22 protein-coding genes are annotated in these 22,993 nt (G+C 70.7%); 11 read left to right on the top strand and 11 right to left on the bottom strand.

All coding sequences use genetic code 11. The features are described from left to right. On the top strand, nucleotides 1-957 hold a 957-nt coding region (gene nagA, locus HY68_RS24755; RefSeq protein WP_052457175.1), incomplete at its 5' end, for an N-acetylglucosamine-6-phosphate deacetylase. Between the two features lie 67 nt (nucleotides 958-1,024). Then, on the top strand, nucleotides 1,025-1,975 hold the full coding sequence (locus HY68_RS24750; protein ID WP_041992444.1) for a DUF4232 domain-containing protein: 951 nt from the start codon (nucleotides 1,025-1,027) through the stop codon (nucleotides 1,973-1,975). A 36-nt stretch (nucleotides 1,976-2,011) separates the two neighbouring features. Here the strand turns inward: HY68_RS24750 and HY68_RS24745 are convergent, their stop codons facing one another. Then, nucleotides 2,012-3,232 (bottom strand): acyl-CoA thioesterase/bile acid-CoA:amino acid N-acyltransferase family protein, encoded by a 1,221-nt coding sequence (locus HY68_RS24745; protein WP_198533335.1) that lies wholly within the window; start codon nucleotides 3,230-3,232, stop codon nucleotides 2,012-2,014. 214 nt (nucleotides 3,233-3,446) lie between these two features. Between HY68_RS24745 and HY68_RS24740 the strand changes: the two genes are divergently transcribed. Then, complete coding sequence (locus HY68_RS24740; protein ID WP_041992441.1) at nucleotides 3,447-4,187, top strand: 3-oxoacyl-ACP reductase family protein; 741 nt, start codon at nucleotides 3,447-3,449, stop codon at nucleotides 4,185-4,187. Nucleotides 4,188-4,267: 80 nt separating this feature from the next. Here the strand turns inward: HY68_RS24740 and alc are convergent, their stop codons facing one another. Both alc and allB read right to left on the bottom strand, forming a co-directional pair. After that, nucleotides 4,268-5,380 carry an allantoicase gene (alc, locus tag HY68_RS24735; RefSeq protein ID WP_041992436.1) on the bottom strand — a complete coding sequence of 371 codons (1,113 nt, stop codon included), beginning with the start codon at nucleotides 5,378-5,380 and terminating at the stop codon, nucleotides 4,268-4,270. Nucleotides 5,381-5,397: 17 nt separating this feature from the next. After that, on the bottom strand, nucleotides 5,398-6,738 hold the full coding sequence (gene allB / locus HY68_RS24730; RefSeq protein ID WP_041992433.1) for an allantoinase AllB: 1,341 nt from the start codon (nucleotides 6,736-6,738) through the stop codon (nucleotides 5,398-5,400). Between the two features lie 188 nt (nucleotides 6,739-6,926). Between allB and HY68_RS24725 the strand changes: the two genes are divergently transcribed. Beyond that, entirely contained in the window at nucleotides 6,927-7,727 is an 801-nt protein-coding gene (locus HY68_RS24725; RefSeq protein WP_041992430.1) for an IclR family transcriptional regulator, read from the top strand. A 35-nt stretch (nucleotides 7,728-7,762) separates the two neighbouring features. Here HY68_RS24725 and HY68_RS24720 read toward each other — a convergent pair whose 3' ends face one another. Beyond that, the gene (locus tag HY68_RS24720) at nucleotides 7,763-8,068 is read right to left on the bottom strand and encodes a DUF5955 family protein (protein ID WP_107070127.1); all 306 of its coding nucleotides are present in this window, start codon (nucleotides 8,066-8,068) and stop codon (nucleotides 7,763-7,765) included. A 238-nt stretch (nucleotides 8,069-8,306) separates the two neighbouring features. Here HY68_RS24720 and HY68_RS24715 point away from each other — a divergent pair, with 238 nt between their 5' ends. The 5 genes from HY68_RS24715 to HY68_RS24695 all read left to right on the top strand — a co-directional run bounded on the left by HY68_RS24715 (nucleotide 8,307) and on the right by HY68_RS24695 (nucleotide 13,458). Beyond that, entirely contained in the window at nucleotides 8,307-8,936 is a 630-nt protein-coding gene (locus HY68_RS24715) for a nucleotidyltransferase family protein (RefSeq protein WP_041992425.1), read from the top strand. 213 nt (nucleotides 8,937-9,149) lie between these two features. Further along, the gene (gene aceB / locus HY68_RS24710; RefSeq protein WP_041992422.1) at nucleotides 9,150-10,781 is read left to right on the top strand and encodes a malate synthase A; all 1,632 of its coding nucleotides are present in this window, start codon (nucleotides 9,150-9,152) and stop codon (nucleotides 10,779-10,781) included. 116 nt (nucleotides 10,782-10,897) lie between these two features. Continuing rightward, nucleotides 10,898-11,473, top strand: a complete 576-nt coding sequence (locus HY68_RS24705; RefSeq protein WP_241778671.1) for a TIGR03086 family metal-binding protein — start codon at nucleotides 10,898-10,900, stop codon at nucleotides 11,471-11,473. A gap of 191 nt (nucleotides 11,474-11,664) precedes the next feature. Next, nucleotides 11,665-12,474, top strand: a complete 810-nt coding sequence (locus HY68_RS24700) for a chitosanase (protein ID WP_041992416.1) — start codon at nucleotides 11,665-11,667, stop codon at nucleotides 12,472-12,474. Between the two features lie 210 nt (nucleotides 12,475-12,684). Then, complete coding sequence (locus HY68_RS24695) at nucleotides 12,685-13,458, top strand: chitosanase (protein WP_107070222.1); 774 nt, start codon at nucleotides 12,685-12,687, stop codon at nucleotides 13,456-13,458. Between the two features lie 27 nt (nucleotides 13,459-13,485). On the opposite strand, the gene HY68_RS24690 is transcribed toward HY68_RS24695, so the two are convergent. From HY68_RS24690 to HY68_RS24660, 7 genes are all read right to left on the bottom strand, one after another. After that, on the bottom strand, nucleotides 13,486-14,826 hold the full coding sequence (locus HY68_RS24690; RefSeq protein WP_241778670.1) for a nucleobase:cation symporter-2 family protein: 1,341 nt from the start codon (nucleotides 14,824-14,826) through the stop codon (nucleotides 13,486-13,488). A gap of 334 nt (nucleotides 14,827-15,160) precedes the next feature. Next, nucleotides 15,161-16,537: an 8-oxoguanine deaminase gene (locus HY68_RS24685; RefSeq protein WP_041992411.1), complete on the bottom strand. Its 1,377-nt coding sequence runs from the start codon at nucleotides 16,535-16,537 to the stop codon at nucleotides 15,161-15,163. Between the two features lie 181 nt (nucleotides 16,538-16,718). Next, nucleotides 16,719-17,642, bottom strand: coding sequence for a factor-independent urate hydroxylase (gene pucL, locus HY68_RS24680; RefSeq protein WP_041992408.1), 924 nt, complete (start codon nucleotides 17,640-17,642; stop codon nucleotides 16,719-16,721). Between the two features lie 3 nt (nucleotides 17,643-17,645). Further along, nucleotides 17,646-18,053 carry a hydroxyisourate hydrolase gene (gene uraH, locus HY68_RS24675; RefSeq protein WP_041992405.1) on the bottom strand — a complete coding sequence of 136 codons (408 nt, stop codon included), beginning with the start codon at nucleotides 18,051-18,053 and terminating at the stop codon, nucleotides 17,646-17,648. Between the two features lie 4 nt (nucleotides 18,054-18,057). Further along, entirely contained in the window at nucleotides 18,058-18,609 is a 552-nt protein-coding gene (gene uraD, locus HY68_RS24670) for a 2-oxo-4-hydroxy-4-carboxy-5-ureidoimidazoline decarboxylase (RefSeq protein ID WP_041992402.1), read from the bottom strand. Between the two features lie 95 nt (nucleotides 18,610-18,704). Then, nucleotides 18,705-19,079 (bottom strand): helix-turn-helix domain-containing protein, encoded by a 375-nt coding sequence (locus tag HY68_RS24665; RefSeq protein WP_041992400.1) that lies wholly within the window; start codon nucleotides 19,077-19,079, stop codon nucleotides 18,705-18,707. Then, the gene (locus HY68_RS24660) at nucleotides 19,079-19,360 is read right to left on the bottom strand and encodes a hypothetical protein (RefSeq protein ID WP_078863767.1); all 282 of its coding nucleotides are present in this window, start codon (nucleotides 19,358-19,360) and stop codon (nucleotides 19,079-19,081) included. The genes HY68_RS24665 and HY68_RS24660 overlap by 1 nt, the downstream gene beginning before the upstream one ends. Before the next feature lie 233 nt (nucleotides 19,361-19,593). Here HY68_RS24660 and rhaI point away from each other — a divergent pair, with 233 nt between their 5' ends. Then, nucleotides 19,594-20,760, top strand: a complete 1,167-nt coding sequence (rhaI, locus tag HY68_RS24655; RefSeq protein ID WP_041992393.1) for an L-rhamnose isomerase — start codon at nucleotides 19,594-19,596, stop codon at nucleotides 20,758-20,760. A 127-nt stretch (nucleotides 20,761-20,887) separates the two neighbouring features. Beyond that, the gene (locus HY68_RS24650) at nucleotides 20,888-22,927 is read left to right on the top strand and encodes a bifunctional rhamnulose-1-phosphate aldolase/short-chain dehydrogenase (protein WP_041992390.1); all 2,040 of its coding nucleotides are present in this window, start codon (nucleotides 20,888-20,890) and stop codon (nucleotides 22,925-22,927) included. The last annotated feature ends 66 nt before the right edge of the window (nucleotides 22,928-22,993 follow it).

The following is a 22,993-nucleotide window of genomic DNA, read 5'->3' as shown; positions in this document are numbered from 1 at the left end:
GGCGCCGGCCACTCGGTCTACACCGGCGACCCGGCCGACGTACGGGCGGCGGCGGCCGGCCATCTGGCGCGCGGTACGACCACCATGCTGGCGTCCGTCGCCACGACGGCGCCGCCGGCGATGGAGGCGGCGGCGCGCGCCGTCGCCGAGGTGATCGAGGACGGCTCGGCGCCCTCGCTCGCGGGGATCCACTTCGAGGGCCCCTTCCTGTCGCCCGAGCGGCGAGGTGCGCAGACCCGTGACGCCCTGCGCACCCCTGACCGGGCGGCGCTGGCGCGGCTGCTGGCAGCGGCGGGCGGCCACGCCCGGTCGATGACCGTCGCGCCCGAACTGCCCGGCGCCGTCGAGCTGATCCGCGAGCACGCGGACGACCTGCTGTTCTGTCTCGGGCACAGCGACGCGACGGCCGAGCAGTTCGGCCGGGCGGCGGCGGCCGGCGCACGCGCCGTCACCCATCTCTTCAACGCGATGCCGCCCCTGCACCACCGGGAGCCGGGGCCGGCGGCGGCAGCGCTGCTCGACCCCAGGCTGAGCTGCGAGTTGATCCTGGACGGGCACCATCTGGCAGACGACACGGTCCGGTTGGCCCACCGGACGGCCGGGGCCGACCGGCTGCTGCTCGTCAGCGACGCCATGCCGGCCGCCGGACTCTCCGACGGCACCTACCGGTTCGCCGACCGGGAGGTCACCGTCACCGACGGCGTGGCACGACTGCGCGGCACGGACACACTCGCCGGCTCCACCCTGTTCGTCGCTGACGCCTTCCGCCGCGCGGTGCTCGGCATCGGACTGCCGCTCGCCGACGCCGTACGGATGGCGGCGACGAACGCAGCGCGGCTGCTGGGCCTGACCGACCGGGGCGCCCTGCTCCCGGGGCTGCGCGCCGACTTGGTGTCGCTCGACGCCGAGCTGCGCCCCGACCGGGTCTGGCTCGCGGGTGAGAGCGTGCACTTGTGACACTCCTGTGACCGGAGCTGTGGCCTCCGTCACGCGTGCGTGGTCAACGCCCTGATGGGATGACCCGATGAGCAGACCCTCCGCCTTCCGCCCGGCCCCCGCCGCGCCCGCACCCTTCCTGGCGGCCCTCGCCGCGACCGCTCTGCTGCTCACGGGCTGCGGGACGGAGCCCGCGGGCGCCGGGGACCGAGGTGCGGGCGCGGCCGGTTCGCCGTCCGGCACACCGGTCGACGATCCGGGCAAGGACGGCGTACGGGTCACCTCGGTGACCTTGCCGTCGCCTTCCCGCACGCCGTCCGACGACTACTCCGTCCACGCCGACAGCCTGTATTCGGGGATCTCCGCCGCCTACGAGGTCACCAACAAGAGCGCCGAGACGCTGACTTACACGGTCATCATCACCTTCCAGAGCGCTGACGGCGGCGCCATGTCCAACCGGACCGTGACCGTGCGCGACGTCGGTCCTGGCAGGACCGTACGCGGCACGGTCCAGGCCGAAGCGCTGACGCCCGGGGCGCCACGGACCACGGGGGCCAGGGTGCTGGAGGTGACCAAGGTCCCCGCAGCCGAGGCGCCGACCGAGCCGGGTGCCTGCCCCGCCTCGGGGATCCGCGTCAGCGTCGACCGAGGAGACGCGGCCATGGGACTGCGGGTCGTGGGCCTGCACCTCGACAACTGCGGCACGCGCACCTACACCGTCGAGGGCTATCCGCTGCTGCAACTCCTCGACGAGGACCGTAAGCCCGTCGACGGCGTGCAGATACTCGAAGGCAGCGCCGAGATCTCCACCGGCGCGGGACCCGACACGCCGCCGGGGCCCGTCACCCTCAAGCCGGGCGAGGAGGCCACCTCCGCCCTGGTCTGGCGCAACACCACCCAGATGGGGACGGCGGTGAACGTGCCCTACGTACGGGTCCGGGCGAAGGCCGGCGCCGACCCGGTGACGGTGACCCCGAAGCTCGACCTCGGCACCACAGGGAAGCTCGGGGTCAAACCGTGGGCGAAGGCGAAGCCGTAACCGCGGGGCGGGTCCGCGCAGTCTCCGCCGGGTGACTCAGTCGCCCATCAGCTTCAGGGCCTGCGGCCAACTCTGCTCGGCGGCACGGGCGTTGCCCGCACGCGTACCACCCAGATCCTCGCGCGCCCCGCTCTCGACGACCGTGCCGGAGGGGAAATAGGGAAGGTTCGTCACGCCGTGCCCGGCGCCCGGGTACACCAGCGCCCGGTACGACACTCCCGTGACACTCTGCCCCGAGGCGATGAGCTGCGCCGAGGTGGCCGAGTCCCACACCTTGTCGTCGGCGCCCGCAACGGCGAGGACACTTCCGCGTACGTTGTCGAGCGGTATCGGCGCGGCCTCGGCCGGCTTGCCGTCCTTCGTCCACGCGACACCGCCGTGCGGATAGCCCGGACCGGTGCGCGCGCTCGGGGCGAACACGACCGCGTTGCGAACCAGCTCCGGGTAGTCCTGGACCAGCAGTTGGGCCGGTTCGGTGCCCCGGGAGGCGCCGACGACCGTCGTACGTCCCGGAGCGGCGCCGGCCCGCCGGTCCAGCACCCGCGCCGCCGTGGCGAAGTACTCCATGGGGATGCGCTCCAGGCTCTTCGGCGGCCCGTCGTCCTGACACCCGAAGTAGCAGACAGCCAGGGCCGGATGGCCACGCGAGGCGAGCAGCGCCGCACGACCGCTGTAGCTCACCCCGCCCTCCGAGCCGCCGAGCAGCAGGACGGGCGCTCCCTGCCGGGCGCCTGCGGGCGGCAGATACAGCTCCCCGCTGACCTGGTCGCGCGCCTCGGTGAGCGTGGTGTGCCGCACCCCGCGCCCGACCGTGGTGCGGGTGAGCGTCTTCGCCGCGACGGTGCGGTCGCCCGCGCGCAGGGTGATCCGTACGGAGAACGAGGACGTCTGCTTCGGCGGCTGGAACCACGAGGTCACCGGGTCGGCGCCGCGCGGTGTCATCGACCAGAACAGCCCCATGGCGTCGACGCCCCGGTAGGTGCCGGACTTCGGGGCGTCGCGGTCGAGATCGATCACGCCGTGCTTGTCGGCGGTCAGGACGGCCTTGCCCGTCCACGTCCGGTGCCGGGCGTCCACGGCACTGGAACCCGCGGTGACCTCTTCCCCCGGGCGTAGGCCGGTGAAGCGCAGCCGCACCGGTGCGTCGGCGAGTGAGACGGGCCTGTCGACGCTCAACACGGCGTGCTCGCTGTGCTTCACACCGCCGCTTCCGCAGCCGGCCGCCACGAGCATGGCGACCGGGAGAGCGAATACCACCGAGGCCGTACGAACCTTCGACTGCCGCATCCTCCGATTGTTCGTTCGGGCCCGGCCGGATAGCAAGTGGGCGCTCCGTGGGCCGTGTTGGCGGTTGCCGAGCCTGGGGTCCGATAGCCGCCAGCGGCGTCGCCGCCGCGCCGCTTTCATCGTATGCAGCGTGCGGCGGGAGCTTCGTCCGTCGGCGCCTCACCACGGAAGAGGGAGACGGCTCATGTCCGCACTGGACGGCAGGACTGCACTGGTCACCGGCGGCAGCCGGGGTATCGGAGCGGCGACGGCGCTGCGGCTCGCGCAGGACGGCGCGGATGTGGCGCTCACCTATGTGACGGGCGAGGAGGCGGCGCTCGCCGTCGTACGGAAGATCGAGGCGACGGGGCGGCGCGGGCTCGCGCTGCGCGCCGATTCGGCCGACCCGGCGGAGGCGGCCGGGGCGGTGGACCGTACGGTGGCCGGCCTCGGGAAGCTCGACATCCTCGTCAACAACGTGGGCGTGGGGCTGCTCGGTCCGCTCGACGGCTTCACCGCCGACGAGGTGTCCCGGACGCTTGACGTGAATGTCCGGGGTGTGTTCCTCGCCTCGCAGGCGGCGGCGTCGCGGCTGGGCCGCGGCGGCCGGATCGTCACCGTCGGCAGTTGTATGACGCAGCGCGTGCCGGGCCCCGGCGGCACGCTCTACGCGACGAGCAAGTCGGCGCTGATCGGTCTGACGAAGGCACTGGCACGGGAGTTGGGCGAGCGCGGCATCACCGCCAACATCGTCCACCCGGGCCCGACGGACACGGACATGAATCCGGCCCACGGGCCGCACTCACCGGCCCAGAGCGCCATGACGGCGCTCGGCCGGTACGGCTCGGCGGACGAGGTGGCGGCGATGGTGGCGTTCCTGGCCGGTGACGAGGCCGGCTATGTGACGGGGGCGGAGTTCGCGGTGGACGGCGGCCACGCCGCGTAGGCCGGTCGCCCAGGCCCTGCTGCCGCAGCGCGTCCCCCGTCCCTTCGGTCAGCCGGTCAGCCGGTCAGCCGGTCAGCCGGTCAGCCTCCCAACTCCTGGTGGCGGGCCGCCAGTCGGGCCGCGCCCTGTTCGGTCAGCGAGCCGAAGAGGCGGAGCCGGGAGATACCGCCGTCGGGGAAGATGTCGATCCGTACGTGCGTGGCGACCGCGGCGGACGGCAGCACGAACCGGTGGTTCGTGTCCGGCTGGAGCCGGGTGCGGGGCAGGATCTCGGTCCACGCGCCGCTCTCGCCGTCGCGCACCGAAAGGGTCGCCCAGCCCGCAGCGTTGCCCTTGAGGTAGGCGGTGTCGATCTCGACGGCGCGGATCTCGGACTGCGTCGCCAGCGCGTAGCTGATCCAGTCGTTGCCCTGGTCGCGGCGGCGCCTGGTCTCCCAGCCGTCGTCCATCTTGTGGGAGCGACCCGGCTGGATGGTGTTGGTGGCCGGGGAGTAGAAGCGGTCGGACGCGTCCTCGACCCGGCCGCCGTTCTCCAGCGCGACGAGGTCGAACGTACCGAGCGCGGTCAGCCACCCCGGGTCGGGGGCGACCTCGCCGTACACCCGCAGCCGGGCGATCCCGCCGTCCGGGTGCTGGTTGAGCCGCAGATGGGTGAAGCGCTGTTCGGCGTCGACGCTGAAGCCGTTGGCCGCGTGGCCGCCGACTGCCGTACGGGGTACCAGCGTTGTCCACTTCACGTCGTCGCCGAGCAGCGTCTCGGGGGACGGCGAGCCAGGCACCGAAGCGCCTTCGACCGACACCGCCTGCGGGTAGTTGCCACGGAAGTGGGCGGTGTCGACGACGATTCCCCGGATCACCCCGGGCGCGCCGAGCCGGACGAGAGCCCAGTCGTGGTCGGTGTCCGTGGGGTGCGGTCGGCCCGCCGAGACACCGCGCCTGCGGCGGGTCTCCCAGCCGTCCATGATCTTGCCCTTGTGTCCGAAGCGCTCGGGGTCGAACTCGGCGACGCCCGGCTTCAGCAGATTCTCGCGCTCGGCGAAGAACTCGTCGTTGGCGGCGACGACACCGGCGCCGAGCCGCCGGTCGGCGAGATCGGCGAGCTGGGTGAAGGGCAGTTCGGCGGTGCGGTAGTCGGCGTACGGGTCGCCGCCGCCGTAGGGCGCGGCGTCGCCGGTGAAGGTGGTGGAGTTCAACGGGGTTTGTGACAAGGTCAGTTGTTCCTTTCGAGCAGTCGGCCTGCGGGCGGTTCCACGAGGGCGCCGTCGATCAGGATCCGGCTGCCGCGCAGCCAGGTCGATCGGACGACGCCGTGGAGCGTCCTGCCCGCGTAGGCGGTCACCTGATTGCGGTGGTGCAGTTCCGCCGGGTCGACGGTGAAGGTCGCGTCAGGAGCGACGACGGCGAAGTCGGCGTCACGGCCGGCCTCGATCGCTCCCTTGCCCGCGAGTCCCGCGAGCGCCGCGGGGGCCGTCGACATCCAGCGGGCGACGTCCTCCAGGGTGCGGCCGCGGCGGCGCGCCTCGGTCCAGATGGCCGGCAGGCCGAGCTGGAGGGAGGAGATGCCGCCCCAGGCGGAGGCGAAGTCCGGGGTCTTGAGGTCGGTGGTGCAGGGCGAGTGGTCGGAGACGACGCAGTCGATCGTCCCGTCGATCAGTCCCTGCCAGAGCAGATCCTGGTTGGCCGCCTCGCGGATCGGCGGGCAGCATTTGAACTCCGTCGCGCCGTCCGGCACTTCCTCGGCGGTGAGGGTGAGGAAGTGCGGGCAGGACTCGACGGTGATCCGCACGCCTTCGCTTTTGGCCGCGGCGATCAGCGGCAGCGCGTCGGAGGAGGACAGATGCAGGACGTGCACCCGCGCGTCGAGCCGTTTGGCCTGGGCGATCAGATGCGTGATCGCCGCGTTCTCCGCGCCGCGCGGCCGGGACGCCAGGAAGTCGGCGTACGCGGGGCCGCCGCGCTGCGGTGCGCCGGCCAGCTCGTGCGGGTCCTCGGCGTGCACGATCAGCAGACCGCCGAAGCCGGCGATCTCGGCGAGGGAGCGGGCGAGTTGGTCCTGGTCGAGCTCGGGGAACTCCTCGACACCGGACGGCGAGAGGAAGCACTTGAAGCCGAAGACCCCCGCGTCGTACAGGGGCCGCAGATCCTTGACGTTGTCCGGCACCGCGCCGCCCCAGAAGCCGACGTCGACATGGGCCTTCGGCCGCGCGACGTCCTGCTTGGTGCGCAGATGGGCGGCCGTCGTCGTCGGGGGCAGCGAGTTGAGCGGCATGTCCAGCAGGGTGGTGATCCCGCCGGCGGCGGCGGCGCGGGTGGCGGTCCAGAACCCTTCCCACTCGGTGCGGCCCGGGTCGTTCACATGCACATGGGTGTCGACCAGCCCGGGAAGCACGACGTCGTCGCCGACGTCCTCAAGCCGCGCTCCGGGCGGTACGTCGGATCCGTACGGCAGCACGGCGGCGATCCGTCCGTCGGCGACCGCGACCGAGGCGGCGCGCGTCCCCTCGGGGGTGACGACGCGCGTCGAGCGCAGCACCAGGCTCACATCGGGCACGCGGGGCCTGCCTCTCTGAAATTCAACGAAGTGTTGAAGAAGTCTTCCCCCTCGATTCCGGTCCGTCAAGACCGACTGCCATCGCTTTTTCCACCAAGCGAAAGTACTATTTCGTTGAGCAGAATGTATCTTTACCCAGGACCGGTAGGCTGTTTGTTCGCCCAGCCCGTCCCGAAAGGACACCTGACGTGCCGTCGTCCAGCGCCAGCATCACCGACGCCGCGAAATCCGCCTCCGCCGGCGGTGGCGTCCAATCCCTTGAGCGCGCGTTCGACCTGCTCGAACGGATGGCGGACGCCGGCGGCGAGGTCGGTCTGAGCGAGCTCTCCGCCAGCAGCGGTCTGCCGCTGCCCACCATTCACCGCCTCATGCGCACGCTGGTCGTCTGCGGCTACGTACGCCAGCAGTCGAACCGGCGGTACGCACTCGGCCCGCGGCTGATCCGGCTCGGCGAGTCGGCGTCGCGGCTGCTCGGCACCTGGGCCAGGCCCTATCTGGCCCGGCTGGTCGAGGAGACCGGCGAGACCGCGAACATGGCGCTGCTGGACGGCGACGAGATCGTCTACGTCGCACAGGTGCCGTCCAAGCACTCGATGCGGATGTTCACCGAGGTCGGCCGGCGGGTCCTCCCGCACTCCACCGGAGTCGGCAAGGCCCTGCTCGCCCACATCCCGCCGGACGACGTCAGGGCGCTGCTCGCCCGTACGGGCATGCCGGCCACCACCGACAAGACGATCACCACCCCGGACGGCTTCCTGCGCGCCCTTGAGGTGGTGCGCGGGGCCGGCTACGCGGTGGACGACAACGAGCAGGAGATCGGTGTCCGCTGCCTCGCGGTACCGATCCCCAACTCCCCCACGGCGGCGGCGATTTCCATCTCGGGCCCGGCGGGACGGCTGACCGAGTCGGCCACCGCAAGGATCGTGCCGGTGCTCCAGGAGGTCGCCAGGGACCTGTCGGACGTACTGACCAGCAACGCCCAGGCCTAGAAGCCGGGACGAGCCGGCCCGGACCCGCTCCGGACCTAGGCCCGGCCGCCGAACAGCTCGACCGCGTTCCGTACGCCCATCAGCGCCGGGGTGAGCGCGCTGACCGAACCGGTCGAGCCGACGATCAGCAGCAGGGAGCGCCGCATCCGGCCGATCTCGGGTGCGCCGCCCGCCACCATCGCGGCGAGCGCGGCCAGCTCGTCCTCCGCGATTGCCCTGTCCTTGAACTCGGCCGGATATCCGGCCAGTTCACGCCGGAGCCGGGCGATGGCGGCACGCAGCCCCGCCACTCTCGGATCCTCGTCCGGGTCCTGCCCCTGGTCCCGCCCCTGCTCTGTCACCCGCGTCTGCCCCACGCTCCGCAACAAAGTGTCTCCCCCTCGCTCCGCACGTTTCCGTGCCCGTTTCCCGACCTCCCGGACGGTGGTCAAGCGCCAAGGTTCGCGGGCAAGTTAACCCCTTGGCGCGCGTTCGGCGCCACTCCGCGGACCGAATACGGCGGGAATGCGGGCGGATATCCTGCCCGCTTCGCGCCCGAAGTTCACGGCCGGCCGGGGGCCCATGCGATAGGCAGTTCCCATGACAGAGAACAACGCCGAGGAACACACCGCACCCGTCGCAGGACTGCTGCTGGCGGCCGGCGGCGGGCGCAGGCTGGGCGGCCGGCCCAAAGCACTGCTGACCCACCGCGGCCGGCCGCTGGTCGAGCACGGCGCGCTCGCCCTGCGCGCGGGCGGCTGCGGCCCGGTGCATGTGGTGCTGGGAGCGGCGGCCGACGAGGTGCGCGAGCGGGCCGTACTGCCCGGCAGTGTGCTGCTCGACAACCCGGACTGGGCCGACGGTATGGGCTCGTCGCTGCGCGCTGGGCTCGCCTCGCTCGCCGGTACGGGGGCGCGAGCGGCGGTCGTCCTGCTGGTGGACCAGCCGGGCATCGGCGCCGCGGCGGTGGCCCGGGTCGTCGCGGCGTACCGCTCGCCGGACTCGCTCGTGTCGGCCGCGTACGCCGGGCGGCGCGGCCATCCCGTGCTGTTCGGTGCGAACCGCTGGACGGCCGTCGCCGCGGATGCGCGGGGCGATCGCGGGGCACGCGACTATCTGCGGGCCAGGGAGAGCGAGATCGTCCTCGTCGAGTGCGGGGATGTCGCCGAGCCGTTCGACATCGACACGGAGGAAGATCTGTGGCATCTCGACCGGGACCACCATGAGTGAGGGAGCTGGCACCGAGCGCCACACTCCCTCGACCCGGAGAATCTCGACATCAACAAACCATTGAAGTTCCACCATGAGGAAACTACTATCCACTGGTCAGAAGCGCCCGACACCTCGGACGGCGCCGACGGCCGACCCCGGCGCCCCGGCACCCCGTGCCGTCCGAGCCGCCGGCCCGACCGCACGGACCGTTCGCCGAAGGAGTGACCACTCATGTCCGCACCAGCGCCGTCACCGCTGGCCATCGTCGCGACCGAGCCCCTGCCACGGCAGGACGAGGTTCTCTCCGAGGCGGCCCTCACCTTCCTTGCCGAGCTGCACCGGCGGTTCACGCCCCGCCGGGACGAACTGCTGGCACGCCGTGTCGAGCGCCGGGCCGAGATCGCCCGTACGTCGAGCCTCGACTTCCGCCCCGAGACCGCGGCCGTCCGCGCCGACGACAGCTGGCGGGTCGCCCCCGCACCCGCCGCGCTCAACGACCGGCGGGTGGAGATCACCGGGCCGACCGACCGCAAGATGACCATCAACGCCCTCAACTCGGGCGCGAGGATCTGGCTCGCGGACTTCGAGGACGCCTCGGCGCCCACCTGGGAGAACGTGGTCACCGGGCAGCTCAACCTGATCGACGCCTACGAGCGCAGGATCGACTTCACCGACCCGTCGTCCGGCAAGTCGTACGCCCTGAAGCCGGCCGGTGAACTCGCCACCGCAGTGATGCGCCCGCGCGGCTGGCATCTCGACGAGCGCCACCTGCGGTTGGACGGTGTCGCCGTGCCCGGCGCGCTGGTCGACTTCGGCCTGTACTTCTTCCACAACGCCAAGCGGCTGATCGACCTCGGCAAGGGCCCGTACTTCTACCTGCCGAAGACCGAGTCGTACCTGGAGGCCAGGCTCTGGAACGAGATCTTCGTCTTCGCCCAGGACTACATCGGCGTCCCGCAGGGCACCGTGCGCGCGACCGTGCTGATCGAGACGATCACCGCCGCGTACGAGATGGAGGAGATCCTCTACGAGCTGCGCGACCACGCGTCCGGGCTCAACGCGGGCCGCTGGGACTACCTGTTCTCGATCGTCAAGAACTTCCGTGACGGCGGCGCCAAGTTCGTCCTGCCGGACCGCAACGCGGTCACCATGACCGCCCCGTTCATGCGCGCCTACACCGAACTGCTGGTGCGCACCTGCCACAAGCGCGGGGCGCACGCCATCGGCGGCATGGCGGCGTTCATCCCGTCCCGGCGCGACGCCGAGGTCAACAAGGTGGCCTTCGAGAAGGTCAAGGCCGACAAGGACCGGGAGGCCGGCGACGGCTTCGACGGCTCCTGGGTCGCCCACCCGGACCTCGTCCCGATCGCCATGGCCTCGTTCGACGCGGTCCTCGGCGCGAAGCCCAACCAGAAGGAGCGGCTGCGCGAGGACGTCTCCGTCGCGGCCGGCGATCTGATCGCCGTCGACTCGCTCGACGCCAAACCCACGTACGACGGGCTGGTCAACGCCGTCCAGGTCGGCATCCGTTACATCGAGTCCTGGCTGCGCGGCTCGGGCGCCGTCGCGATCTTCAACCTGATGGAGGACGCGGCGACGGCCGAGATCTCCCGCTCGCAGATCTGGCAGTGGATCAACGCGGGGGTGGAGTTCGACCACGAGGGCCGGACCGTACGGGCCACCCCGGAGCTGGCCCGGGAGATCGCCGCCGCCGATCTCGCGGCGATCCGCGCCGAGGTCGGCGACGAGGCGTTCGCCGCCGGGCGCTGGCAGCAGGCGCACGACCTGCTGCTGACGGTCTCGCTCGACGAGGACTACGCGGACTTCCTCACGCTCCCCGCGTACGAGCAACTGCGCGGCTGAGCCGACGCTGCGCTCAGCGAGGCTGCCCCGGTCCGGCCAGGACCGGGGCAGCCTCGCGATGAGTTTCGCCGGCTCCGCCGGTCTACCCCTGCATGGAGACGAACACCGATACGGACATGATCGACCTGAAGCCCGTGTGCGACGAGGTCGCCGGGCTGCTCGACGGCGTCACCGGCGACCAGCTGGGCGGGCCCACGCCCTGTCCCGACTACGCCCTACGGGACGTGCTGACGCATCTCCTGGGGCTGACCGTCGCGTTCCGGGACGCCGCGCGGAAGGACCTCGGGCCGACGACCGACAACACGCCGGGGAACGTCCTGCCCGTGCTCGGCGCCGACTGGCGCGCCGTGCTGGCGCGGCAGCTCTACGAGCTGGCCGCGGCCTGGCAGTCGCCCGACGCCTGGCAGGGCGCGACCAGGGCCGGGGGCGTGGATCTGCCGGCCGGGGTCGCCGGGGTGGTCGCCCTCAACGAAGTGCTGATCCACGGCTGGGACGTGGCACGCAGCACGGGGCTCGGGTACGCGCCCGACGAGGCGACGCTCCAGGCGTCCCGCGCCCTGCTCACCCCCGACGACGCGATGGGACCGAACAAGAACAGCCTGTTCGGCACCCCGGTCGAGGTCCCGGCGGACGCCCCGCTGCTGGACCGCGTCGTCGGACTGAGCGGCCGCAGGCCGGACTGGAAGCCGTAACGCCGACGGGCGACGGGGCGGATCGAGTCGGGTCGGCCGACGGCGGGGCGGGGTAACACAGTTCACTCTCCGTCCACCACTCATAACGGATGTTCATAGGTTACTCACGTACGCTCGTGGCCTGATCGGCGCGAGGGCCTGTCCGACCCTGATCCGCCGGATAGGCCCTAGGCACGCGAAAGGCACGACACGTGATCCACCCGCTCCGCCGTTTGCTGCTCCTCCTGTTCGCACTGGCGCTCACCGCGTGCGCCGCCTGCACCACCGCCTCGGGCGCGTCCGTGGGGCTCGACGACCCGGTGAAGAAGAAGACCGCGATGCAGCTGGTGTCCAGCGCGGAGAACTCGTCGCTGGACTGGCAGGCGCAGTACCGCTACATCGAGGACATCCACGACAACCGCGGCTACACCGCGGGCATCATCGGCTTCTGCACCGGCTGCGGCGATCTGCTCCAGGTCGTCCGGCGGTACACGAAGGCCGAGCCCGACAACCCGCTGAAGCCGTTCATCCCCGCACTCACCGCGGTCAAGGGCAGCGACTCGCACGAAGGTCTCGGCGATCCCTTCGTCAGCGCCTGGCGGAAGGCGGCGGCGGATCCCGCGATGCGGGCCGCGCAGGACGCCGAGCGGGACCGGCAGTACTTCAACCCGGCCGTCGGCCAGGCGAAGGCCGACGGGCTCGGCGCGCTGGGGCAGTTCATCTACTACGACGCGTTCGTGATGCACGGCGCCGAGGACTCCCCCGGCTCGGTCGGCTTCAACACCCTGCGCGAGCGCGCCATGAAGAAGGTCAGGACCCCGCACGACGGCGGCGACCAGACGGCGTATCTGAACGCGTTCCTGGACGTACGGGTCGACGCGATCCGCCACGAGCCGACGCACGCCGACACCAGCAGGATCGACACGGCGCAGCGGGTCTTCCTGAAGCAGGGCAATCTGGATCTCGACACCCCGCTCAGCTGGAAGGTCTACGGCGACAGCTACCACATCGCCAAGCGCTGAGCCGACCGGCTCATTCACATCTCTTTACGTAGAACAGCTGTACGCCGTCTCCAAAAGTTGGTAGGAAAGCTTCCTAACAGAACAGCGGAAGCCCAACTCCCCCCACAGGAGGCACAGGTGCACACCCCCCACAGCAGCACCGCACGTCGGCTCAGGTTCCTCCCGCACATCGCGCTCGGCCTCGCGCTGGTCGCCGCCCCGGCCACCGCGATGGCGGCCACGGCGCCCGTCCCGACGGGTACCGTCACCGCTGTGACCGCAGCGAACCCGGCAGCAGCGACCGGCCTCGACGACCCCGCGAAGAAGGACATCGCGATGCGGCTCGTCTCCAGCGCCGAGAACTCGTCGCTGGACTGGCAGGCTCAGTACAGCTACATCGAGGACATCGGCGACGGCCGCGGCTACACCGCCGGCATCATCGGCTTCTGCTCGGGCACCGGCGACATGCTCGATCTGGTCGAGGCGTACACGGCGGACGAGCCGGACAACCCGCTGGCCTCCTATCTGCCGGCGCTGCGCGAGGTCGACGGCACGGACTCGCACGAAGGTCTCGACGGATTCCCCGAGGCGTGGCAACAGGCCGCCGAAGACCCGGCGTTCCAGACCGCGCAGAACAACGAGCGGGACCGGGTGTACTTCGACCCGGCCGTCAGCCGGGCCAAGCAGGACGGGCTCGGCACCCTCGGCCAGTTCATCTACTACGACGCCATCGTGATGCACGGCGACGGCGGCGACGACACCAGCTTCGGCTCCATCAGGGAGCGGGCGCTGGCCCAGGCCGAGACGCCGGCGCAGGGCGGTGACGAGGTCACGTACCTCAACGCCTTCCTGGACGCCCGGGTCTGGGCGATGAAGCAGGAGGAGGCGCACTCGGACACCAGCCGGGTGGACACCGCGCAGCGCGTGTTCCTCGACGCGGGCAATCTGAATCTGGACCCGCCGCTCGACTGGAAGGTCTACGGCGAGAGCTTCCACATCGGCTGACGCCCCGTCAACAGACCGTCGGTGTGCTCAGCCCTGCACGGCGCTGAGCACACTGTCGGTTTCCGGCACCGGCGGTGAACTCTCCTTCGCACCAAGGTGGTTGAAGGCGAGATTGAGCGCGATGGCGACGACGCAGCCGGTGCTGATGCCCGAGTCGAAGATGACCATCAGGTCCTTCGGGAAGGCGTGGTAGAAGTCGGGGGCCGCTATCGGTATCAGTCCGATGCCCAGCGCGACGGCCACGATCAGGGCGTTCTCGCCCTTCTCCAGGGCGGCGGAGGCCAGGGTCTGTACCCCGCTCGCCGCCACCGAGCCGAACAGGACGATCCCCGCGCCGCCGAGCACCGGCAGCGGTACGAGCGCGATCACCGACGCCAGGACGGGACACAGCCCGAGCAGCACGAGAATGCCGCCGCCGGTGGCGACGACGAACCGGCTGCGCACCTTCGTCATCGCGACGAGCCCGATGTTCTGCGCGAAGGCGCTGCACATGAAGCCGTTGAACAGCGGACTGATCGCGCTGCCCACGGTGTCGGCACGCAGCCCGCCGAGGATGGTCCGCCGGCCGGCGGGCCGCTCGACTATCTTGCCGAGCGCCAGCATGTCGGCCGTCGACTCCGTCATACAGACGAGCATGACGACACACATGGAGACGATGGCGGCGGCCTCGAAGTGCGGTGCGCCGAAGTGGAACGGCGTCGGGAAGCCGACGAGACCCGCGCCCCTGATCGCGTCGAGGTTGGTCATCCCCAGCGGTACGGCGATGAGCGTGCCGGCGACCAGACCGAGCAGGATGGCGATCTGCTGGAGGAAGCCGCGCAGCACCTTGCGCAGCACGAGCACGATCAGCAAGGTCAGCCCGGCCATGCCGAGATCACGCATCGAGCCGCGGTCAGCCCCGGCGGCCGAGCCGCCCTGCGCCCAGTCGAAGGCGACGGGCAGCAGCGAGACCCCTATCAGGGTGATGACCGTGCCGGTGACGACCGGTGGGAAGAAGCGCACGAGCTTCGAGAAGTACGGCGTGACGACGAGCCCGAGCAGGCTGGCGACGATGATCGCGCCGAAGATGACGGTGAGTCCGTCGGCTCCCCTGTCCTTGGCGATGGCGACCATCGGGGTCACGCCGGCGAACGAGACGCCGTTGACGAAGGGGAGCCGGGCGCCGACCTTCCAGAACCCGAGGGTCTGGAGCAGGGTGGCGATACCGGCGGTGAAGAGACTCGCGCCCATCAGAAAGGCGGTGTCCTTCGCGTCGAGACCCACGGCGGGCCCCACGATCATGGGCGGGGCGACGACGCCCGCGTACATCGCGGCCACGTGCTGCAGTCCGCTGGTGACCATCTTGAGCGGCGGGAGCGTTTCGTCCACCGGGTGTGTCTTCGGGGGCTGTTGGTCCGCGGATGGCGCTCCGGGGGATGGTGTGTCGGCGGGCGGTGTTTCGACGTGCTGTGTCCGGTCTGCCACGGGGATGTTCCTCCGGTCGGTTACGCGTCGTCGGTGACGCGGGTATCAGGGAGGTGGAGACATGATGCGCGCGTACTCGCATGCGTGCGGGCATGGACGAAGACACGTTTCACCGTCCCGGGAGGCGGCCGTACCGCTATGCGGCGCGGCGCCTCCCGGGCGCGGCTGCCCGTGGACCCTGAACGGGTCCACGGCTCCGGTCGGGGGCCGTCCCCCCCGACCGGACTTCCAGGGGGGATCAGCCGTCGGCGGCGATCCTCGCGAGCCGTCGGGCCTCGCTGCGGGTCGAGCGGGCGACGGCGTCCTCGTCCACCGTGGTGAGGTGGTTGTCCTCGACGACGGTCCTGCCGCCGACCAGCGAGAGGGTGACGGGGGCCGCAGCGCCGAAGACCAGTGCGGTCACCGGGTCGGCGATGGAGGAGTGGGCGACGGTGTCCAGCTTCCAGAGCACGAGGTCGGCGAGTTTGCCGGCCTCGACGGAGCCGATCTGGTCGGCGCGGCCCAGCACTTGGGCCCCGCCGTAGGTACCGAGGCGCAGTGCCTGCCGGGCGTTGAGCGCCGCTTCGCGGTGGGCGCCGAGGCGGTTGATGAGCAGGGCGTTGCGCAGTTCGGTGTGGAGTTCGCCGGACTCGTTGGAGGCCGTGCCGTCCACCCCGAGGCCGACCGGTACACCGGCGGCGAGCATGTCGGGGACGCGTGCGATCCCGGCGGCCAGGCGGGCGTTGGACGACGGGCAGTGCGCCACACCGGTGCCCGTGCGGGCGAAGGCGGCGATGTCGGAGTCGTTCATGTGGACGCAGTGCGCCATCCACACGTCGGAGCCGAGCCAGCCCGTCGACTCGAAGTAGTCGGTGGGTCCCATGCCGAACAGTTCCTTGCAGAACTGCTCCTCCTCGACCGTCTCGCTGCCGTGGGTGTGCAGCCTGACCCCCTTGCGGCGGGCCAACTCGGCGCCCTGCTTCATCAGTTCGGTGGTGACGGAGAAGGGCGAGCAGGGGGCGACGGCGATCTGGGTCATCGCGTCGAACGAGGCGTCGTGGTAGGTGTCGACGGTCTCCTCGGTCGCGGCCAGGGCGCCTTCGAGCGTCTCGACGGCGAAGTCCGGCGGCAGTCCGCCGTCCGACTCGCCGCGGTCCATGGAGCCACGCGCGAGGGTGAACCGTACGCCGGTCTCCTTGGCCGCCCCGATGATGGCGCCGGTCAGATCGCCCGAGCCGCGCGGGTAGACGTAGTGGTGGTCCATGGCGGTGGTGACACCGCCGCGGGCCAGCATCGCGAGGGAGCCCTGCGCGGCGGCGCGCACCATCGGTTCGTCGATCCGCGCCCAGGTCGGGTAGAGCGCGACGAGCCAGTTGAAGAGGTTGTGGTCGGTGGCGAGCCCGCGGGTGATCCACTGGTAGAAGTGGTGGTGCGTGTTGACCAGGCCAGGGGTGAGGAGATGACCGGTGCCGTCGATCCGGCGGACGACGTCGGCGAGGCCCTGCGGGGCGGGTCCGGCGCCGACCGACTCGACGCGGTCGCCCGCGATGACGACATGGCCCGAGGCGTACTCGGTGTCCTGGGCGTCCACGGTCGCGATGGCACAGTTCTCGATGACGATGCGCGAAGCCGTCATGGTGGTTCCTCTTCCTGAAGTCGGGCCTGCGGCCCGGATTCTTACGGGCCCGGGGGTCGAGCGGGGTGACGACCGGGTCCAGGGTGCGCAGATGCCCCCGCTCCCCCTCTGGTGGCCCCCGGGAGCGGGAAGGAACTCCCGGGGGCCGACGCCGGCGCGCGCGCCGAGGGGTGACGCTGTGTCAGAGGTTGGTCAGGTCGACCGGGATCTGCGGCTCGACACCGTCCCGGAGGATGGTCGCCTCGATCAGGCCGTACGGCCGGTCGGCCGCGTAGTACACCTCGTTCTCGTTCTTGAGCCCGAACGGCTCCAGATCCACCAGGAAATGGTGCTTGTTGGGGAGCGAGAAACGGATCTCGTCGATCTCGCTGCGGCTGTTGATGATCCGCGAACCCATCTGGTACATCGTCTGCTGGAGCGAGAGCGAGTACGTCTCGGCGAAGGCCTGGAGCATGTGCTTCTTCGCCTGCTCGTACGACTTGTCCCAGTTCGGCATGCGCTGGTCGTCGGAGGTCCAGTTGTAGCGCCACTTGGCGGCGACCTGGGTGGCGAGTATCCGGTCGTAGGCCTCGGGCAGCGTCGTGTACTTGTCCTTGGCGTAACCCCAGAACTCGGAGTTGGTCGAGTTGAGCACCGTCAGGTCCTTGAGGCCCGAGATGATCTGCCAGGACTCACCGTCGTAGGTGATCTGGCTGACCCGGGTCTCCTGGCCCTTGCGGACGAAGGAATGCCTGACCTCGTCGGCCCCGATGAACTGCGAGTTGCCGTCCGAGGTCGCGATGCGGTCCCAGGCGTACTCCTCGATCCTGATGCGCGCCTGGTGGATCTGCTCCTGGCTGGCCACGAAGTGCCGGGCCAGATGGATGCCGAACTGCTCGGCGGACTCTATGCCGTGCTCCTTGGCGAACGCGTACACCGTGTTCTTGGTGGTGTCGGTCGGCAGGACGTTGGCGTTGGAGCCCGAGTAGTGGACGTCCTCCATCTCGCCGGAGAGGGCGACGGAGACGTTCAGGTCCTTGATGTGGTGGGTGTCGCCGTCCCGCGTGATCTTGACGACGCGGTTCTCCGCTTTGCCGTACTGGTTCTGGCCGAGAATCGTGGGCATCTGCTAGCTCCCTCTGTAAACGGAGTAGCCGAACGGGTTGAGCAGCAGCGGTACATGATAGTGCTCGCCGGGGTTGACGCTGAATGTGATCGCCACCTCCGGGAAAAACGCACCGCTGTCCCGTAGCGCGGGGGCGTCCTGCTGTGCCTCGGCTCGCCTGTCTGTGTGTTCGGTGTGTTCGGTGAAGTACGCCTCGGTCGCGAAGTCGAGTCGTACGTGCGTGGTGCCCGCCGGCAGCGCCGGCAGGTCCTTGCAGCGCCCGTCGGGGTCCGTCGCGGAGCCGCCGAGCGCCACCCAGTCGCCGGCCGCGCCGCTGCGGGCGGCGAGGTCGATCCGGACGCCGGACGCCGGGCGTCCGACGCTGGTGTCCAGGATGTGCGTGGACACCGAGGCGGTGGTGTCGGTGCTCAAGACCTCACTCCTCTTCTCCGGCCGCCACGAGACGGGTCAGCCGGATACGGTTGATCTTGCCCAGTTCGGTGCGCACGATCGCACGCTCCTGCTCGGGCGTATGACCCGACCGGGTCCGCAGCGCGTCCCGCATCTGCTCGCCGGTGGCGCCGGTCGCGCAGATCAGGAAGACATGTCCGAACCTCTCCTGGTAGGCCAGATTCAGTTCGAGCATCTCGGTCCTCAGCGCCTCGGAGGCGTCCGCCATCCCGCGCTGTTCCCTGGCCGAGGCGGGATCGCCCGGCTTGGGCCGGCCGATCGGCGGATGACCCGCCATCGCCTCGGCGAGAGAAGCGTCGGACAGGTCGGCCGTCGCCCGGTCGGCGGCGGTGAGCAGCGCGTCCACGGTGGCGTAGGGACGCTCCGCGAGCAGGCTGCTCCCCCAGGCGGGGGCGGCGCACACCTCACGCAGCGCGGCGGTGGCCGCCGCGTCGGGCAAGGTGTTGAACCGGGTGAGACCCGGCGGCTGGCGATACGTCACGGGAGCCTCCGTGGCTGTGCTGGACGGGCTCCGCATAGCTAACGCCCCGAACAACAACACGTCAACACTTTGTTGAAATCTCGCGAACCCGCGTCCTCCCGCCGGACCAGGACCCGTCCGCCGGACCGGCGCTAGTCGCTGTCGGCCGCGTTGGCCCTGTTCAGGTAGTTGTACACAGTGAAACGGCTGACGCCGAGCGCGCTCGCCACCGTCTCCACCCCGTGGCGTACCGAAAAGGCACCGCGTGCCTCCAGGGTCCGGACCGCCGACTGCTTGGACTTACGGTCGAGGTCGGCCAGCGGCATCCCGTACGTGCGCTCCAGCGCCGCCAGGATGTGGTCGAGCGAGTCGGCGAGCTGCGGCAGGCGTACGGCGACGACGTCCGCGCCTTCCCAGGCCAGCACGACATCGTCGGGTCTCGCGTCGCCGGGCGCCATCAGCTCGCCGCCCATGGCGTCCACCAGCGGCTTCACCGCGGCGATGAACGGGTGATCGAGCGGCTCCATCACCGGTCACCCTCCCCGGCGGCGCCTTCGCCCGCGCCGGCGGCGTCCACCACGTTCACCTGGAGCGAGACCCGGGTGGCGCCGGCAGCGAGCGACTCACGCAGCAGCGTCCCGACCGCCGCGAGCACCTCTTCCGCACCACCTTCGGCCGTGTTGCCGAACGGACCGACGTCGACCGCGTCAAGATCAGCCCCTTGGACGACCTCGCGCGCCACCACCGCGTGCGCGGGCGCCTCGTCGAGATCGAAGGGTTCGGTCGTGAATTCCACTCTCAGTCGCACTGTGCCTCCACCGCCATCCTCACCTGCTTCTCCGCATCAGGGAAGACAGGAACAGGTGACTATAGACGGCCCGGCCAAAACCCCACCCGTGGTGAAATGTTTCAAACCTGTCTTCACCGACAACAACCACAGGCCGAATGGGCGTGAAGCCTCCTTGACAGGCGGCTCGAACGCGACCTACCTTCGCTGTGTGAATCGATTCATCTCCTACTGCCCTCGCCTCTGGAGTGAGCATGCCTGACCTGTCGACCGTGAAGGCCGCACTGAAGTCGCAGGTGATCGAGACCCCGTCGTGGGGGTACGGCAACTCGGGCACACGGTTCAAGGTCTTCACCCAGGAGGGGGTCCCCAGGGACCCGTACGAGAAGCTGAACGACGCGGCGCAGGTGCACGCGGCGACCGGCGTCGCCCCCGTCGTGTCGCTGCACATCCCCTGGGACAAGGTCGACGACTACGGCGCGCTCAAGAAGCACGCGCAGGAGCTGGGGCTGCGGCTCGGCGGGATCAACGCCAACGTCTTCCAGGACGACGACTTCAAGCTCGGGTCCGTGACCAACCCGGACCCCCGGATCAGGCGCAAGGCCGTCGCCCATCTGCTGGAGTGCGTCGACATCATGGATGTCACGGGCTCGCACGACCTGAAGCTCTGGTTCTCCGACGGCACCAACTACCCCGGCCAGGACGACATCGTCGAGCGCCAGGACCGGCTCGCCGAGGCGCTGGCCGAGGTGTACGCGCGGCTCGGCGACGACCAGCGGATCCTGCTGGAGTACAAGCTCTTCGAACCGGCCTTCTACACCACCGACGTACCGGACTGGGGCACGTCCTACGCGCACTGCCTCACCCTCGGCGAGAAGGCACAGGTCGTGGTGGACACCGGGCACCACGCGCCCGGCACCAACATCGAGTTCATCGTGGCGTTCCTGCTGCGCCAGGGGAAGCTCGGCGGCTTCGACTTCAACTCGCGCTTCTACGCCGACGACGACCTGATGGTGGGCGCGGCCGACCCGTTCCAGCTCTTCCGGATCCTGCACGAGGTGGCCAAGAACGGCGGCTTCGCCCCGGAGACCGGCGTCGCCTTCATGCTCGACCAGTGCCACAACATCGAGGCGAAGATCCCGGCCGTCATCCGTTCGGTGATGAACGTGCAGGAGGCGACGGCCAAGGCGCTGCTGGTGGACATCGAGGCACTGCGTGCCGCGCAGCGCTCCGGTGATGTGCTCGCCTCCAACGCGGTGCTGATGGACGCCTACAACACCGACGTACGCCCGCTGCTCGCCGAGGTGCGCGAGGAGCAGGGGCTGAACCCCGATCCGGTCGCCGCCTACCGCGCGAGCGGCTGGGCCGAGCGGATCGTCGCCGAGCGTGTCGGCGGCGAACAGGCCGGCTGGGGCGCCTGAGCCGTACGGCCCTTCCCGCCCCCTGTTCCGTCGCCCTCTCGCCACGTCCCCCCTTCTTCCGTCTCCCCCTTGTTCCGTCTCTCCCTCCCGCCAAGACCTGCCGCCAGGAACCGAAGGAATCCACGCCATGACGTCCCACCCCGAGGCATCGGCGCTGCTCGCGCGTTCCAACCGCTTGGGCGCCGACCCGCGCAACACCAACTACGCGGGCGGCAACACGTCCGCCAAGGGCACGGCCACCGACCCGGTGAGCGGCACCGACACCGAGCTGATGTGGGTCAAGGGGTCCGGCGGTGACCTGGGCACGCTCGGCGAGTCCGGGCTGGCCGTGCTGCGGCTCGACCGGCTGCGCGCCCTGGTGGACGTCTATCCGGGGGTGGAGCGCGAGGACGAGATGGTCGCGGCCTTCGACTACTGCCTGCACGGCAAGGGCGGCGCGGCACCGTCCATCGACACCGCCATGCACGGCCTGGTCGACGCGCCGCACGTGGACCATCTGCACCCCGACTCCGGCATCGCGCTGGCCTGCGCCGCCGACGGGGCAGCACTGACCCGCGAGTGCTTCGGGGACAGCGTGGTGTGGGTGGACTGGCGCCGCCCCGGCTTCCAGCTCGGGCTGGACATCGCCGCCGTCAAGGAGGCCAACCCGGCGGCGATCGGCTGTGTCCTCGGCGGGCACGGCATCACCGCGTGGGGGCGTACCTCCGACGAGTGCGAGGCCAACTCGCTGCGCATCATCGGGGAGGCGGAGCGCTTCCTGGCGGAGCGCGGCAGGCCCGAGCCCTTCGGGCCCGCGCTGGACGGGTACGGCGCGCTGCCCGAGGCCGAGCGGCGGGAGCGGGCCGCCGCCCTCGCGCCGCTGCTGCGCGGTCTCGCTTCCACGGACCGGCCGCAGGTCGGCCACTTCACCGACACCGAGCCCGTACTGGACTTCCTGGCGAGCGCCGAGCATCCGCGGCTCGCCGCGCTCGGCACCTCCTGCCCGGACCACTTCCTGCGCACGAAGGTCCGGCCGCTGGTGCTCGACCTGCCGCCGGCCGCGCCGGCGGAGGAAGTGACCGCCAGGCTCCGGCAGTTGCACGCGGAATACCGCGCCGAGTACGCCGCGTACTACGAGCGGCACGCCACCCCTGACTCGCCCGCGATGCGCGGAGCCGACCCGGCGATCGTGCTCGTGCCCGGCGTGGGCATGTTCTCGTTCGGCAAGGACAAGCAGACGGCGCGGGTCGCCGGGGAGTTCTACCTCAACGCGATCAATGTGATGCGCGGCGCCGAGGCCGTCTCCCGATACACCCCCATCGAGGAGTCGGAGAAGTTCCGTATCGAGTACTGGGCGCTGGAGGAGGCGAAGCTCCAGCGGATGCCGAAGCCCAAGCCGCTGGCGACCAGGGTCGCGCTGGTGACGGGGGCCGGTTCCGGCATCGGCAAGGCCGTGGCGCACCGGCTGGTCGCCGAGGGTGCCTGTGTGGTCGTCGCGGATCTGAACGGGGAGAACGCCGCCACCGTCGCCAAGGAACTGGGCGGCGCGGACAAGGCGGTGGCCGTCACCGCCGACGTGACGGACGAGGAGCAGATCATCGCCGCCTTCCGGCAGGCCGTGCTGGCCTTCGGCGGGGTCGACCTGGTCGTCAACAACGCGGGCATCTCCATCTCGAAGCCGCTGCTGGAGACCACCGCGCGGGACTGGGACCTGCAGCACGACATCATGGCGCGCGGCTCGTTCCTGGTGTCGCGGGAGGCAGCCCGGGTCATGACGGAGCAGGCGATGGGCGGTGACATCGTCTACATCGTCTCGAAGAACGCCGTCTTCGCCGGCCCCAACAACATCGCCTACTCGGCGACCAAGGCCGACCAGGCGCACCAGGTGCGGCTGCTGGCAGCGGAGTTGGGGGGCGAGGGGATCAGGGTCAACGGGGTCAATCCGGACGGTGTGGTGCGCGGCTCCGGGATCTTCGCGGCCGGCTGGGGCGCGCAGCGCGCCGCCGTCTACGGGGTGGAGGAGGAGAAGCTGGGCGAGTTCTACGCGCAGCGCACCTTGCTCAAGCGCGAGGTGCTGCCCGAGCATGTCGCCAACGCCGTCTTCGCGCTCACCGGCGGCGATCTGACCCACACCACCGGGCTGCACGTGCCGGTGGACGCGGGCGTGGCGGCGGCGTTCCTGCGCTGAACCCGCCCGCAGGGCCGAGCTGTTCGCCCCGCCGTCTCCGTGTCCGCCGTACCCGCCGTACCCGCC

It is taken from the genome of Streptomyces sp. AcH 505, from assembly GCF_000818175.1.
Classification (GTDB): Bacteria; Actinomycetota; Actinomycetes; order Streptomycetales; family Streptomycetaceae; genus Streptomyces.
This window is presented reverse-complemented; position numbering and strand designations above follow the sequence as displayed.